The 13,333-nt window shown below is 61.1% G+C and carries 12 protein-coding genes and 1 pseudogene; 2 read left to right on the forward strand and 11 right to left on the reverse strand.

What is annotated here, in order from left to right; all coding sequences use genetic code 11:
• Positions 1 to 92: 92 nt before the first annotated feature.
• The 10 genes from nifA to NKI18_RS25740 form a co-directional block, all read right to left on the reverse strand.
• Complete coding sequence (nifA, locus tag NKI18_RS25695; RefSeq protein WP_353020920.1) at positions 93 to 1,856, reverse strand: nif-specific transcriptional activator NifA; 1,764 nt, start codon at positions 1,854 to 1,856, stop codon at positions 93 to 95.
• Between the two features lie 181 nt (positions 1,857 to 2,037).
• On the reverse strand, positions 2,038 to 2,337 hold the full coding sequence (locus NKI18_RS25700; protein WP_023678245.1) for a ferredoxin family protein: 300 nt from the start codon (positions 2,335 to 2,337) through the stop codon (positions 2,038 to 2,040).
• An 11-nt stretch (positions 2,338 to 2,348) separates the two neighbouring features.
• Positions 2,349 to 3,656 carry an FAD-binding protein gene (locus NKI18_RS25705; RefSeq protein ID WP_353020923.1) on the reverse strand — a complete coding sequence of 436 codons (1,308 nt, stop codon included), beginning with the start codon at positions 3,654 to 3,656 and terminating at the stop codon, positions 2,349 to 2,351.
• Positions 3,657 to 3,665: 9 nt separating this feature from the next.
• Positions 3,666 to 4,775 (reverse strand): electron transfer flavoprotein subunit alpha/FixB family protein, encoded by a 1,110-nt coding sequence (locus NKI18_RS25710; RefSeq protein ID WP_352457019.1) that lies wholly within the window; start codon positions 4,773 to 4,775, stop codon positions 3,666 to 3,668.
• Between the two features lie 18 nt (positions 4,776 to 4,793).
• Positions 4,794 to 5,645, reverse strand: coding sequence for an electron transfer flavoprotein subunit beta/FixA family protein (locus NKI18_RS25715; RefSeq protein ID WP_352857062.1), 852 nt, complete (start codon positions 5,643 to 5,645; stop codon positions 4,794 to 4,796).
• A gap of 188 nt (positions 5,646 to 5,833) precedes the next feature.
• The gene (nifW, locus tag NKI18_RS25720; RefSeq protein WP_352857060.1) at positions 5,834 to 6,214 is read right to left on the reverse strand and encodes a nitrogenase stabilizing/protective protein NifW; all 381 of its coding nucleotides are present in this window, start codon (positions 6,212 to 6,214) and stop codon (positions 5,834 to 5,836) included.
• Positions 6,211 to 7,419 (reverse strand): homocitrate synthase, encoded by a 1,209-nt coding sequence (gene nifV, locus NKI18_RS25725; protein ID WP_353020926.1) that lies wholly within the window; start codon positions 7,417 to 7,419, stop codon positions 6,211 to 6,213. Before nifV ends, nifW begins: the two co-directional genes overlap by 4 nt.
• Positions 7,416 to 8,633 (reverse strand): cysteine desulfurase NifS, encoded by a 1,218-nt coding sequence (gene nifS, locus NKI18_RS25730; RefSeq protein WP_353020928.1) that lies wholly within the window; start codon positions 8,631 to 8,633, stop codon positions 7,416 to 7,418. The genes nifV and nifS overlap by 4 nt, the downstream gene beginning before the upstream one ends.
• Entirely contained in the window at positions 8,590 to 8,829 is a 240-nt protein-coding gene (locus tag NKI18_RS25735) for a NifU family protein (RefSeq protein ID WP_353020931.1), read from the reverse strand. Before NKI18_RS25735 ends, nifS begins: the two co-directional genes overlap by 44 nt.
• 264 nt (positions 8,830 to 9,093) lie before the next feature.
• Positions 9,094 to 9,414 carry a HesB/IscA family protein gene (locus tag NKI18_RS25740; RefSeq protein ID WP_023678237.1) on the reverse strand — a complete coding sequence of 107 codons (321 nt, stop codon included), beginning with the start codon at positions 9,412 to 9,414 and terminating at the stop codon, positions 9,094 to 9,096.
• Between the two features lie 725 nt (positions 9,415 to 10,139).
• On the opposite strand from NKI18_RS25740, the gene NKI18_RS25745 reads away from it, so the two are divergent.
• Positions 10,140 to 11,207, forward strand: coding sequence for a hemin-degrading factor (locus NKI18_RS25745; protein WP_353020933.1), 1,068 nt, complete (start codon positions 10,140 to 10,142; stop codon positions 11,205 to 11,207).
• Between the two features lie 122 nt (positions 11,208 to 11,329).
• Here NKI18_RS25745 and NKI18_RS33430 read toward each other — a convergent pair.
• A pseudogene (locus NKI18_RS33430) lies at positions 11,330 to 11,671 on the reverse strand (hypothetical protein).
• A gap of 436 nt (positions 11,672 to 12,107) precedes the next feature.
• Here NKI18_RS33430 and NKI18_RS25755 point away from each other — a divergent pair.
• A complete protein-coding gene (locus NKI18_RS25755) occupies positions 12,108 to 13,325 on the forward strand; it encodes a cytochrome P450 (protein ID WP_353020935.1) in 1,218 nt (405 codons plus the stop codon).
• Positions 13,326 to 13,333: the final 8 nt, after the last annotated feature.

Raw genomic sequence — 13,333 nt, forward strand, 5'->3', positions numbered from 1 at the left:
ACAAGCAAATCGGGTCGCGAAGGTTACCAGCCTTGGGCGCGCAGAGTGTGAGGGAGACTACTCCGGGCTTACGTTTGACGTCATCACGACGTCTAGAATTTCTTCACCTCGATGCCATGTCGGCGCAGCGCGTAGCCGATTTGCCGCGGCGTGAGGCCGAGGATACGAGCCGCCCTGGCCTGAACCCAACCGGCCTTGTCCATCGCGTCGATCAGCCGGTCGCGTTCCGTCAGACGCGGGGGACAAGCGGGATCGTTCGGATCGCCGGCCGCAAGGGGAGATACGTTGCCTGCGGAGGCACCGATGCGACTGGCCGGCAGCCGCAATCCGACAGGCCCTGCGTTGACCCGTGCGAGATCGTCGATGATATTGCCGCCATTCGAGCGGTCGGCTCGCTTCCAGAGGAGCCAGGAAAGGCACTGGCTCTTCTTACAGGCGAAATCGGATGGCGTGATCGTCCTTGAACGCGCAAGTGTGGCCGTCCTTTGGACGCAGTTCTCCAGCTCGCGGACGTTACCAGGGAAGTAGCATTGCGAGATCAGGTCAAGGGCCGACGGCGCGAAGGCGAGTGCCCGATCGTTCTCCTTGTTGAATCGATTGAGGAAGGCGTTCGCAAGGCGTGGAATATCGCCGGGTCGCTCTCTGAGCGGAGGCAGGATAATTGGCACCACATTGATGCGGTAATAAAGGTCGGCCCTGAACTCCCCTTTTATGACGGCCGTCTCGAGGTCCTTGTTGGTGGCGCATATGAGGCGCACGTCGACCTGTAGCGTTTTGGTGCCGCCGACTCGCTCCAACTCGCCTTCCTGCAAGACACGCAACAGCTTGGCTTGAAAGGCCGGCGAAATCTCGCCGATTTCATCAAGTAGCAGCGTTCCCTCATTTGCCAATTCAAAACGACCGGCGCGCTGGGAGATAGCACCCGTGAAAGCGCCCTTTTCATGCCCAAACAGTTCTGACTCCAGAACGCTTTCAGACAGTGCGGCGCAGTTCAATTTGACGAAAGACTTCTTCCTCCGACGTGAGAGCTTATGGATGGCTTGCGCAAAGAATTCCTTGCCTGTGCCGCTTTCACCCCGCAGTAGCACGGTGGAATTGGTACCTGCTACGACCGAGACGGTTTCGAGCACCTGCTTGAGTGCGGGGCTTTCCCCGATGATCCCGTCGATTTTGACATCCGCATGCCGGGCAGGGTCGTAGGTCCTCCCCTCGTTGGGCGATTTCTCCGGTCTCCATTGCTCATGGACAGACCGCTGACGATCTGTACTCAGGATGCGATGGAGACGGATCGTCCGGCCGACAAGGTTGGCGACCATCGTCAGGAAGTATGTGTCCTCGTCGTCGCGAAAGTCGGTGGCGCCGCCTCCGGCGCGGTCGATCGACAATGTCCCAAGGATTTTATGATCAGCCTTTAGCGGGATACCGATAAAGGCAATTGGGATGGTGCCGCTGCTCGAAGATGTTTGAAGGTCAGCCTGAAATAGTTGGGACTTGCGGACGTCCGGTATGAAGAGTGGCGTCCCCGTAGCGACGATTTGATCTGTTATGGCCTGTGGTATGACGCGGCGAATGCCTGATTGAGGTGCGTGGGTATTGCCGGCGGTTGCGGCAATCTCCGGCTCTCCTTCAGCGTCCAGGACGACGATTGCTCCGTGACGCATCTGCAGAAACGAAGGCAGGATGTTCACGACATTGGCGAGCGTAATCTCCAGCTCGCTGGGGGCGGTCAGCACCTTCGATATCGCGTAGAGTCCCCTGAGCGCGATATCTGCTTGGGGCATGCTTTTGATGGGCGGTTCAGGGCGGGTATCCCGAGGTGCTACCTCGTCGACCCGATCTTGCGGTACGTGAGCCATGGAAACACCTCAGCGGTTGTCGTCCAGAGTGCTCCTCCTTTTGTGTCTGAGTGTGAATTGTGAAAGCACAGTATTCACGAGCTTCTCTTCGTGGCGCGGCAATTCAAGCAAAGATAGACTTGGCGTTGGTCGCGACCTCAGGTGTACCAAGATTGACCCTCTTGATACGGTGCGTGCGTCCTCATCCGAATTTGAAGAGGACTCCGAAGCCGCCGCGTGGATAGTTCCACTCGATCTCGCCACTGGTCTCGCACAAAATCCGGCAGGTGCCGCACTCCATGCAGCCGTCGGCAGTGATCTCCACTTGACCTTTGTCGTTCAACTCATAACATTTCGCGGGGCAGACGTGGGTCAGCGCGAGCAAGTTCGCGCTTGGCCTCTCGTGCGGTCGCACTTTGATATGCGGACGGCCAGAATCCACCAAGTAGCGGTTCTGGTAAAGCTTGTCCTCGACACGTGACTTCGTCACTGCGATCGTCATTTCGTCTCCCCTCAGCGCCACGCCAATGCAAGGCGGACCGCGTCGCTGACCAGCCCCCAGCGCGAGCGCGCCTTGATGAAGGCCGCCGTGGTCGCCTTTTCCTTCTCGATCTTCGGCGTGCCGTCGACACGCATGAAGTTCTGCGCGGCTTGCGACATCAACCGCGGATAAGCCGTGAAGTAATTGCAGGAATTGGTGTGGAGCAAGGCCGGCATGTCTTTGTATTTCCTTAGGTCCTTGACCACGAAGGACTTGTCCAGCATGGCTTTGTAAAGGGCGAGATTCCGTTTGGTCATAGGACCGTTGCGGCTCTTGACCTCGATGATTGCCTCAGCCGCGATGCGGCCGGAGGTCATGGCGAGGTTCGAACCCTCGCGGTGAATGGCGTTGTTCAGTTGCGCGGCATCGCCGACCACGACCCAACCGTCGCCAAAGAGCTGCGGAATAGCCTTGTAGCCGCCTTCGGGAATGAGATGCGCGGAATATTCTTTCACTTCCGAGCCGGCGATCAGCGGCCGGATCGAAGGATGGGTTTTTAAGGCGTCGAGGAGGGCGTAAGGGCTCTCGACCATCGCGGCGAAATCGGAGACGAGGCAGCCAATGCCCAGTGAGATCGACTCCTTGTTGGTGTAGAGGAAGCCGAGCCCGGCCATGCTGCGGGAGGTCGTGCCCACCGCCTCGATCACGCAGCCTTCATCGCCTTTGAGGCCGAACCGCTGCTCAATGACCTCTTCGGGCAGGAAATGCATTTCCTTGACGGCGAGCGCCACGGTTTGCGGCTTCGGCATCTCGCGCAGGCCGGCCCGCGTGCCAAGCAGTCCGCATACACCTTCTGCGAGGACGACCACGTCCGCGTAGATGGCTCCGCCGGCCCGGTCTGTGCGGACGCCGATCACCCTGTCCTTGGCGTCACGGATGAGTTCCGTCACCGTCGTCTCGCACAGAACCGTCGCGCCGGCCTCGCGCACCTTACGCGAAAACCATTTATCGAACTGGGCACGGATGATCGTGTAGCGGTTGGGCTTCGCCTCATTGAAGTCGTCCGACCGATAGTGAATCCCGGTATGGGATGTGTCGTCCATCACCCAAAGCCGCTGTTCAACCAAATGCCGCTCGAGAGGCGCATCGTCCCGGAAATCCGGGATGATCTTCTCCAGCATGTTCGCGTACATGATGGCACCCTGGACATTCTTGGAGCCCGGATATTCACCCCGCTCCAACTGCAGCACCGTCAGGCCGTGGCTGGCCATGGTGTAAGCAGCTGCGTTTCCGGACATGCCGGCCCCAATAACAATGGCGTCGAATTGTTCCTCAATCATGTCCATCCCTTAGCTCGCAAGCTTGTCGCGACTGTGGGGCGACAGCCGCCGGGTGAAGGCTTCCGTCAGTGCGGGCAGGAAGCGGATCGCGTCGGTGACGATCCCGAGGTGAGCGAAATCGAAAATCGGCGCGTTCGGGTCGGTGTTGATGGCCACGATGAGATCCGCCCCCTCGACGCCAACCCGATGCTGGACGGCGCCGGAAATCCCGGCCGCTATGTAAAGCTTCGGCCGGATGGTCTTGCCAGTTTGGCCGATCTGCCGATCAGCTGGCATCCAGCCCTTCTGGACCAACGGGCGCGAACAGCCGTGCTCGGCGCCGATTGCTCGCGCGAGATTCTTCACAAGCTGCAGGTTCTCCGCCGCGCCTAGACCGAGGCCTCCCGCAACCACGACGTCGGCATAGGCAAGATTTGCCTTTGCCGACTGACTATCCGGCAGGAAGCCGAGGATTTTGGTAACGATCTCGTCCTCGGCTACCGAGAGCTTGTGCCGGATGACACGCCCAACCGGTTTATCCGCCCGCTGCGGCATGGGCATGACCCTCGGTCGCACTGTCGCCATCTGGGGGCGGAAATTGAGCGTATAGATCGTGCACAACAAGGAACCGCCGAAAGTCGGACGGGTGGCGGCGAGCGAACCGTCGGTATCCACATCGAGTTCGGTGCAGTCGGCCGTGAGCCCTGTCTGCAAGGTCGTCGCCACGGAGCCGGCAAGATCCCTGCCGAGTGTGGTGGCGCCGAGAAGAAGGATCTCGGGTTTGTGGGTATCGACCAGATCCGTCATCGCTTTGGTGAATGGCTCGTTCCGATAGTCGGCGAGCAGCGGCGCCTCGACGATGTAGACAAGGTCGGCGCCATAAGCGAACGCTTCGGCAACGGCGTTCCCGATGGCCTCTCCCGGCGGTCCAAGCACGACGCCCGCAAGCTGGACCTGAAGCTTGTCTGCTAACTTGCGGCCTTCGCCGAGCAGTTCGAATGATACGGGATGGACCTGGCCGCGTTCGAGCTCGATGAAAACCCAAACGTGCCGGTAGTCCTTGAAATGCGCGGGCAGCTCCTTCTTTATGCCGGCACGGCCGGCGGCAGGGCGAGGGGTTTCTCGGTTCGCGGTCGACATCGTCTGCTCCTTGCCCTCTCACGCGCCGCCGTTGAAGGCGAGCTCATGTTCCAATGCCGGCTGGCGGGTGAAGATTGCCGTGATGAGTTCGTCAGCGACATCGCGCAAGGCCATCTCGGCGGTGTCGATTTTTGCCGCCTTTTCCGCTCGCGCAGGAGGCGCGAAAACGCGCTTGACCACCGTCGGTGAACCGCGCAGGCCGCATTTGGTGAGATCCTCAATGCCGGCGTCGGCCGCACTCCATTTCAAGACCTGGCTGCGCGCGGCGCACAGGGCGTCCTGGATCGAGCCCCGGCGGATCTCGTTTGTGCCTTCCAGCATGGTGATCAGGCAAGGGAGCCTGCTCTTCAGCATCTGTGTGCCGCCTTCGGAGCGGCGCTCAACCTTGATCTCGCGCCCAGCAATATCAATGGAGGCGATCTTCGCGACATAGGTCAGCTGCAGGAGTCCGAGGCGCTTGGCGATGCCGGGCCCGACCTGGGCGGTGTCGCCATCGATCGTCTGCTTGCCGGTGAAGACGAGGTCTGGCGTGCCGAACGTCTCGCCAACCTTCGCGATTGCTTGGGAAAGGGCGAAGGAGGTCGCCAGCGTGTCGGAGCCGGCAAAATAGCGGTCGGTCAAGAGCACCGCTCGGTCGGCGCCGTAACCGAGCGCCTTGCGCAGCGCGTCCTCTGCCATGGGTGGACCCATAGTGAGCACGGTGACTTCGCCACCATAGGCGTCGCGCAGTCTGAGGGCTTCTTCGAGGGCGAACAGGTCGTAAGGGTTGATGATGGTCGGAACACCCTGGCGCATGATCGTGTTCGTCACCGGGTGGACCCTTATCTGTGCCGAGTCCGGCACCTGCTTGATGCAGATTACGATGTGCATTGGCGGTTTCTCTAGGCTCCTGTCCGGATGCGGGCTTGGCGGTTATCTCTTTGGTGCGCATCATTCGTGCCAACTGTTTTGCGCTGCCCCCTATTCCTAGAACTTCGCTTGGTTGCTTCTGAGGGCGCCGTGGTGATGACCGGATTTGTCGGCTTCTCGACATTGTCGCGTCGCAACCCGTGTCGCGGTCATTCCTGTCCGAACCGCTTCAGTACGGAGTCGAACGGGACAAAGGTGCGGCCCGGCTTGGCAGGTTTGTTCGGATCGTGGTCTTTGAGCACCTTGAAGACCCGATGCGTGAGCGGCGAGGAAATCGCGAAGTCCTCGTAAGCGCGTTCGAGCGTCGCGCGCACCCGCGCGGCAATCACCTGGTCGGGCAGACCGGAGAAATCTTCTTCGGCAAGGTATTGGCCCACGCGCTTCATGATATGGAGCCGCGAGACATTCAGCACCTTCGGATCATAGGAGACGCCAAGGACTGCGAAGAACTCCTCCGCAGCCGACAGGCGCTTCAGTCGTGCGAGGATGTCGGTGACATCGATAGGGCGGCTGTCAGCGGAACAATTCATTGCATTCTCCCTGGTCGGAAAACTGTGGTGTCGGTGCGCTCGCGCACGGCTGACCTGGACCCGCACAGCTCCGCGAGGGATGCCTCGCTGCACATTCCATCGTAGAGTTCGACCAGTTGAGTTGCGGTGATGGTCGATTTGGTCTCGGCCGCCTCGCGCCGGACGCGGGCCACCATCGCGGCTGCCAGATCCGGGTCGAGATCGCGACCGCTTTCGCTCAGCACATGGGCAATCGCAGTAGCGCCGGAATGCTTGCCGATGACGATACGCCGGCAGCGGCCCACGAGAGCTGGATCGAGCCCCTGATAAGTACGCGAGTCCTTCAGCAGCCCTGCGACGTGAATGCCGGATTCGTGGGTGAAAACATCGGCGCCGACGACCGGCTTAATGGCCGCGGTTTGCCGGCGGGCGGCCCAAGCCACCTGGGCGGCGAGGTCGGGCAATGCGGTCAGCTCGATGCCGGTATCCGCGCCGTCGAGGACCGCCATCGCGGCGGCCACCTCTTCCAGCGCGGCATTGCCCGCACGCTCGCCGAGCCCCAGGACGGTGACGGACGCATGGCGCGCGCCTGCGCGGATCGCGGCAAGCGTGTTGGCGGCAGCAAGTCCGAGATCGTTGTGCGCATGAAATTCAAGGTCGATTGGAGACTGCGCCACGAGCTGGGCGACAAGTTCGAAGGTCGAAAACGCATCGAGAACGCCGACTGTGTCGGCTAGCCTGACGCGGCTTGCGCCGGCGCGTGCAGCCGTCTCGATGACGCGGGCGAGATGATCCCGATTGGCCCGCGAGGCATCCTCGCAGCCCACCGCGACGAAGAAGCCGGCGGCGGCTGCGCGCCTGACCATACGTTCGATGACCTGGAGCGCTCCCGCCTTGTCGAGGCCCAGCTTGGCGGAAAGTTGGATGTCCGACGCAGGCAGCGACAGATTGACGGCGTGGACGCCGCTCTCGATCGCTGCATCGAGATCCAGCGACGTCATCCGGCACCAGGCCAAGAGCCGAACCGGGAGACGCCGCGCCACCACGGCGCGAATTGTTTCGATCTCGTCGGCGCCCATGACCGGCGTGCCGATCTCGATCTCTGTGACGCCGGCCGCCGCAAGAGACTGGGCGATCTCCAGCTTTTCCGTCGTGGTAAAGGCGACGCCGGGCGCCTGCTCGCCATCGCGCAAGGTCGTGTCGTTGAGAAAGACATGACGGGTCATGAACGGTAACCTGTTCTGCTGCCGCTCAGGCATAGACCGGATTGAAGGTCTTCGGAGCTTCGCTTACCCGGCCCAGGACTGGGAAAGCTACGCAGCTTCCCCACGATTGCCGGCATGACCTCGAGCACCCGGTCGACGTCCGCTTCGCCGTTGTCCCGCGCCAAGGAGAAGCGGACTGCCGCGTGTGGCGTTTTCATCGCGCTCAGGACATGGCTCGGTTCCAGAGAGCCGGAGGTGCAGGCAGAGCCGGAGGAACACGCGATGCCCACGCGGCTGAGGAGGAGTGGAATTCCATCACTTTCGACATGTTCGAAGGAGATGTTTGCGGTGTTGGGCAACCGTTCCAGGGGATCTCCAGTGACACAGGTGCTTGGGATGCGCTGGAGAATCCCGTCCTCTAAACGGTCGCGGAGCGACTTTACCCGTGTGGTCTCGTCGTCCATGAATTTCAAGGCGAGTTCGGCCGCCATGCCGAGCCCGACTATGCCGGGCGTATTCTCGGTGCCAGCACGCCGGTTGTGTTCTTGGTGGCCCCCCTTGATCAGCGAGTGGAAATTGACGCCACGTTTTACGAAAAGCGCGCCGATCCCTTTCGGCCCGTGCAGCTTGTGGCCGGAGAGCGACAGCATGTCGATTGCGGTCGACTTCAGGTCCATCGGAAGCTTGCCGACCGCCTGCACAGCATCGGTATGGAAAAGGGCGCCCGCTTCCTTGGCCAACTCGGCAAGCCTGGCCACGGGGAAGATCACACCAGTCTCATTGTTCGCCCACATTATCGAGACGATTGCCACCTGTGGGGTGAGGGCGGCCATATAGGCGTCGAGGTCGAGCCGGCCACGGCAATCCACCGGGATCCTGTGCACCTTGACGCGGCGGGTCTTCTCAAGATGCGCGCAGAGCGTCAGCACGGCGGGATGCTCGACCGCGGACGTCACGATCTCGGTTCGGTTGGGCGCCGCCTCGAGCGCCGAAAGAAGCGCTGCATTGTCGCTTTCTGTCCCACCCGAGGTGAAGGTGATCTCATCGTCGAACTCCGCGCCGATCAGAGCTTGCAACTGCCTCCGCGCCTTTCTCACCGCCGCACTGACTGAGGCGCCAAGAGCGTGCGCCGACGAAGGGTTGCCGAATTGATCCCTAAAGAACGGCAACATCGCTTGCACGACCTCAGGATCAACCCGTGTGGTTGCGTTGTTGTCGAGGTAGACAGGTTTCATGTGCGATCCTCAGTTGACCGGAATGACGCGAGCGCGCGACCGCCTCATTGAGCCTCTGGCGTATGCCGTTGATGATGATGGGCCCGAACTGGCAGCCGGCGCAGACGCCCGAGAGTTTGACGTAGACCGGATCGGCGTCGACATGGACAAGTCCGCAGTCGCCGCCGTCAGCCCGCAGGTAAGGACGCCCGAACACGACAACGTTATCGATAAGCCGAATTTGGCGCAGTGGCGCGATTTGGCCGCCAGCAGCTTGGGTGCCACCAGGAACCGAACTGTTTCGGGAGGCGACGTTCTTTGCATCCTACCTGAAGCGATTGCCGGTCCCAAGATCGGCTTCGACCTTGCCTTGTTCTTGAGGACAGGGACATCTGTTGTGCCGGCCATATAAGCCTCCTCTGCCGCAAATGAGTCCGTCGGCGGCAATCGCTTCATGGACCCGCACAGGCGCTTCGGGAGATCAACTGAAGGACTTGCCGCAGCCGCACTTCTCGCGCGCGTTGGGGTTATCGAAGACAAAGCCGGAAGATTCGAGCCCGGTGAGGAAGTCGACGGTCATGCCGGCGACATGCGGTTGGGAGCCCGCGTCCACGAACAGCTTGATCCCATCTGTCTCGGTGATCGCGTCGCCCTCGCGCGACACGCTCTCCAGGCCCATTAAGTATTTGAAGCCGGCGCAGCCGCCGGCCTGGACCATAATGCGAAAGCCTTCCGCCGGCTCGCTGGCGCGGGAAAGAGCAGTCTTGATGGCGGCAACAGCGTTGTCGGTGAGCGTAATCATGGCTCCATTCTCCTCAGTCCGGGACCTGCTTGCGCATCACGTTGCATGCACCGTGCCAAAGCGAAAAAATGTTTCAACACAGCGCGGCATCTCTGACACTGCGGTGGTTCTTGTGAGCCCATTGCTGCGAAGGTGTCGGCCAACCGACACGTACTGTCGGGTTTGTCGGGTCCGCCACGCGGGATGTTGGGCCTGAGTTGTTGGCTGAACTCACATTAAACCAATGACCATTACAGAAGACTTCTTCTGAGCTTGCTTCGGCGCAATTGGCACGGTTTTTGAAGCTCCACTGGCGAGGCGGCGAGAGACTGCCGATGCACAATCGTGTCGTGGGTGCCCTCGCGATCGATGGGGCGAAGCAAGGGAGCAACATGTCAGGACTGGGTCAGACACGCTTTGTTTGGCGAAGCAGCGCCGCCCGTGGCATCCGAATGACCGATTGGCCGATTGCGACAACACCCACGATCGCTCACCACCGCCCGGTGGCCACCGACCGGCTCGATGTGATTCCATCGGCATCTGCCTGCTCGTGTCACTCGGGTCTCGCCGCTCCGATAGCACCCCCGGTTTTCGCGCGGGTGCGACGACGTGCGCACGCTGTCCAGCGACACTTTGTTCACGGGCCAGCAGCAGATCAGGGTCGAGCATTACGGCGCGCCCGATCGGCTGAAGATTCACCGGCAGGGCAGCTGATCCTCACACTTAGGTGGAAGCAGGGGTAAGACATGGACCAGCGCGAGAAACCGTCGCCGGACGAAATCCGGCGGGCGTGCGAAGACAATCCGAAAATCCGGGAGCATGATCTCGCCGCTCGATTGGGCATTTCGGAAGCCGAATTGGTCGCGGCGCATTGTGGTCACGGCGCGGTGCGCATCGAGCCGCGCGTCGATGATCTGCTGACCGGCCTCGAAGCGGTCGGCGAGGTGATGGCGGTCACCCGCAACCAAAGTGCCGTGCACAAAAAGATCGGCGTTTACGACAAAGTGGTCACCGGCAACCCGCATGCCATGGTGCTCGGCGACGAGATCGACCTGCGCATCTTCCCGAAAGCGTGGGCGTATGGCTTCGCCGTCGAGAAGCGCGAGGAAGCCGAGATCCGCCGCAGCCTGCAATTCTTTGATGCCACCGGCGAGGCGATGCACAAAATACATCTCAGGCCCGCCTCGAACCTGCACGCCTATCAGAATCTGGCGGCAGAGCTCGTATCCTCCGACCAGGAGCCGATCATATCGGTCGAGGCGAGCGGGGCGCGCGATAACGCAGTGAGTCAAGACCAAGCCGCCACGGTCGACGACCTACGCGAGCACTGGAGCCGGCTGAGCGACGTGCATCAGTTCTACCATATGTTGAAGACACTGAAGCTCAGCCGCTGCCAGGCGATGCGTATGGCCGACGAGGATTACGCCTGGCTGCTCGACAATGACGCCGTTGGCGCCCTGTTCCAACAGGCGGCCGAAGACGAGATGCCGATCATGTGCTTTGTCGGCAATCGTGGTTGCATCCAGATCCATTCCGGCCCGATCAAGTCGGTCAAGCAGATCGGGCCGCGGATCAATGTGCTCGACGAGAACTTCAATCTCCATCTTAGGACTCATCACATCCGCGAGGTCTGGGCCGTGCGCAAGCCGACGAGGGACGGTCACGTCACGTCCGTTGAAGCCTATGGCGCCGACGGCAAGATGATCATCCAGTTCTTCGGCGCGCGCAAGGAAGGCGAACGCGAGCGCAGCGACTGGCGGTTTCTGGCCGAGAGTCTGCCACGCGTTCCCGGTCCGACCGACAGGGATGTGTAGAGCCGACAGGCCCTCGGAATGAACCGGCCGCCATAGGACTCGGCACCACGTTCCGACAGCGGCTCGCGAGGAAATATAGGTCCATGTGCGATAGAGCTTGCCGTCGTAGCGCATGCGGACGGTCAGGTGTGCACGCCGGAATTGGACCGCATCGATACAGTCAGGCTCGTCGCCGGCCGGATCGCTGCGCACGAGTGCATCGCTCGTCTGACCGGAAATCCTTGCAGCGGCTGCGAGTGATACAACGCATACGCCATCAGCGCCGAACCGAAGCGCGGCTCGACCTTGTTGATAATTTCGATCATCGCGGGCAAGCGCCGCGGGTCTTGTCGGACCACACCCGATCCTTTCGGTGGATCGCGTCGTTGCTCAATCCGGGCCCTGCGAGCGATCTCCTCGCTCGTCGACCGGAAGGCTGTGCAGCAGCCGCCAGGCCGAACTGCCCGATGTCGCGGACTCGACAAAACCGACCGTGGATGTCGGTTGTCGGACGTTGTCCTAAGAATGATGGACAGGTGATCATCAACTTAGCGGCGACGGGCCCAGTGCAGGCTGGCATCGCTTGCTGCAGCGCCATGGGTACGCCTATCCGGCACGCGACTTGCTTCGACTATTTGATCAGCAGGGCATCAGCAGTGCGTCACGGAGCTCAGCGGTGATTGACCAGCCTCTCGACCCTGACGGGAACAAGCGGCGGCTTTGCTTCATGACCGCTGCGCAGCGGAGATGCCCTTCTGATTGACTTCGCAACCGATCTCATCCGCGCTGGTGCAGGTGGGCTGTATCGGGCGACAGAATCTAGAAGGCGCCCGACCCGAGACGTACCCATGCTGCAAATCGACTTTATGAACAGAGGTGCAATCTCAATCGAGCCATGAACGTCAATGTAGAGAAAGCAAAATGGCGACCAAGCCCGTTCCAGATCATGTCCCGCCCGAAATGGTGAGGGACTTCAGCCTGTTTACATCGCCAGGGATGCCACCAACACCCAACGGGGATCCACACGCAGCTGTCGCTTGCGTACATGACGGGCCTCCGATCTTTTACTCCCGCTACAACACGCAAGATGGCCGGGGTACCTGGGTCATCACCCGTGCCGCGGACCAGCGGAAGGTGCTGCAGGACGCAGAGACTTTTTCCAGCCATCGCAGCATCTTCTCCTCCATACTGGGTGAAAACTGGCCGACGATCCCGCTTGAGCTCGATCCACCGGCCCATGGCGTCTTTCGCTCACTGCTCAATCCGCTGCTTTCGCCAAAGCGGGTGAGGGTGTTGGAGCCGGCTGTCCGCGAACAAGCGATCATGCTGATCGATAGAATTGTCGCATCGGGCACAAGCTGCGACGCGATGAAGGATTTTGCCTTTCCTTTCGCGGTGAGCACCTTTCTTCGCTTTCTGGGGTTGCCCGATGACCGACTCGATACATTCGTCGGCTGGGGGAAAGATCTGCTCCACGGCGACGATAAGGAACGACCTGTGGCTGCCCGGACGATCGTGGCATTCATCGACGAACTTGCAGCCATGCGCCGCCAGGAGGCGGTTGACGATTTCATGACCTTTATCGTGCAGGCACAGGTCGAGGGCCGCCGGCTGACGGACACCCAAGTCCGCGGCATCGGCGTGCTTGTCTTCGTCGCTGGGCTCGACACGGTCGCAGCAGCTATAGGCTTTGACTTGGCGTACCTCGCGCGCAACCTCAAAGATCAGCAATTGCTGCGGAGCGAACCGGACCGCATCCCGCTCGCAACCGAAGAATTGCTGCGGGCCTATCCGCCCATTCAGTTGATCCGCGTGGCTACGAAAGATATCGACTTCGAAGGCGCGCCGATCCGGAAGGGGGACTATGTTTCCTGCGCCACGATGATTGCCAATCGTGACCCGGCGGAATTCGAATACCCCAACACGATCGACTTGGAGCGGGAGGACAACCGCCACGCAGCGTTTGGCTATGGTCCCCACCGTTGCCTTGGCTCACACCTTGCCCGGCGGGAGATTGTCATTGGCCTGGAGGAGTGGCTGGCGCGCATCCCGGCTTTCAGGATCAAGCAGGGTACGGCACCGATAACCTCTGGCGGCCATGTGTTCGGGATCGAAAATTTGATCCTGGACTGGTCTTAGGCCCGCCC

This window comes from Mesorhizobium sp. M0800 (assembly GCF_040320095.1).
In the GTDB taxonomy this organism is placed as follows: domain Bacteria; phylum Pseudomonadota; class Alphaproteobacteria; order Rhizobiales; family Rhizobiaceae; genus Mesorhizobium.

What these genes read in the sequence shown, in the direction of transcription:
- nifA (WP_353020920.1), bottom strand. Translation starts at nt 1,856, where the DNA reads ATGGCTCACGTACCGCAAGATCGGGTCGACGAGGTAGCACCTCGGGAT.
- NKI18_RS25700 (WP_023678245.1), bottom strand. Translation starts at nt 2,337, where the DNA reads ATGACGATCGCAGTGACGAAGTCACGTGTCGAGGACAAGCTTTACCAG.
- NKI18_RS25705 (WP_353020923.1), bottom strand. Translation starts at nt 3,656, where the DNA reads ATGATTGAGGAACAATTCGACGCCATTGTTATTGGGGCCGGCATGTCC.
- NKI18_RS25710 (WP_352457019.1), bottom strand. Translation starts at nt 4,775, where the DNA reads ATGTCGACCGCGAACCGAGAAACCCCTCGCCCTGCCGCCGGCCGTGCC.
- NKI18_RS25715 (WP_352857062.1), bottom strand. Translation starts at nt 5,645, where the DNA reads ATGCACATCGTAATCTGCATCAAGCAGGTGCCGGACTCGGCACAGATA.
- nifW (WP_352857060.1), bottom strand. Translation starts at nt 6,214, where the DNA reads ATGAATTGTTCCGCTGACAGCCGCCCTATCGATGTCACCGACATCCTC.
- nifV (WP_353020926.1), bottom strand. Translation starts at nt 7,419, where the DNA reads ATGACCCGTCATGTCTTTCTCAACGACACGACCTTGCGCGATGGCGAG.
- nifS (WP_353020928.1), bottom strand. Translation starts at nt 8,633, where the DNA reads ATGAAACCTGTCTACCTCGACAACAACGCAACCACACGGGTTGATCCT.
- NKI18_RS25740 (WP_023678237.1), bottom strand. Translation starts at nt 9,414, where the DNA reads ATGATTACGCTCACCGACAACGCTGTTGCCGCCATCAAGACTGCTCTT.
- NKI18_RS25745 (WP_353020933.1), top strand. Translation starts at nt 10,140, where the DNA reads ATGGACCAGCGCGAGAAACCGTCGCCGGACGAAATCCGGCGGGCGTGC.
- NKI18_RS25755 (WP_353020935.1), top strand. Translation starts at nt 12,108, where the DNA reads ATGGCGACCAAGCCCGTTCCAGATCATGTCCCGCCCGAAATGGTGAGG.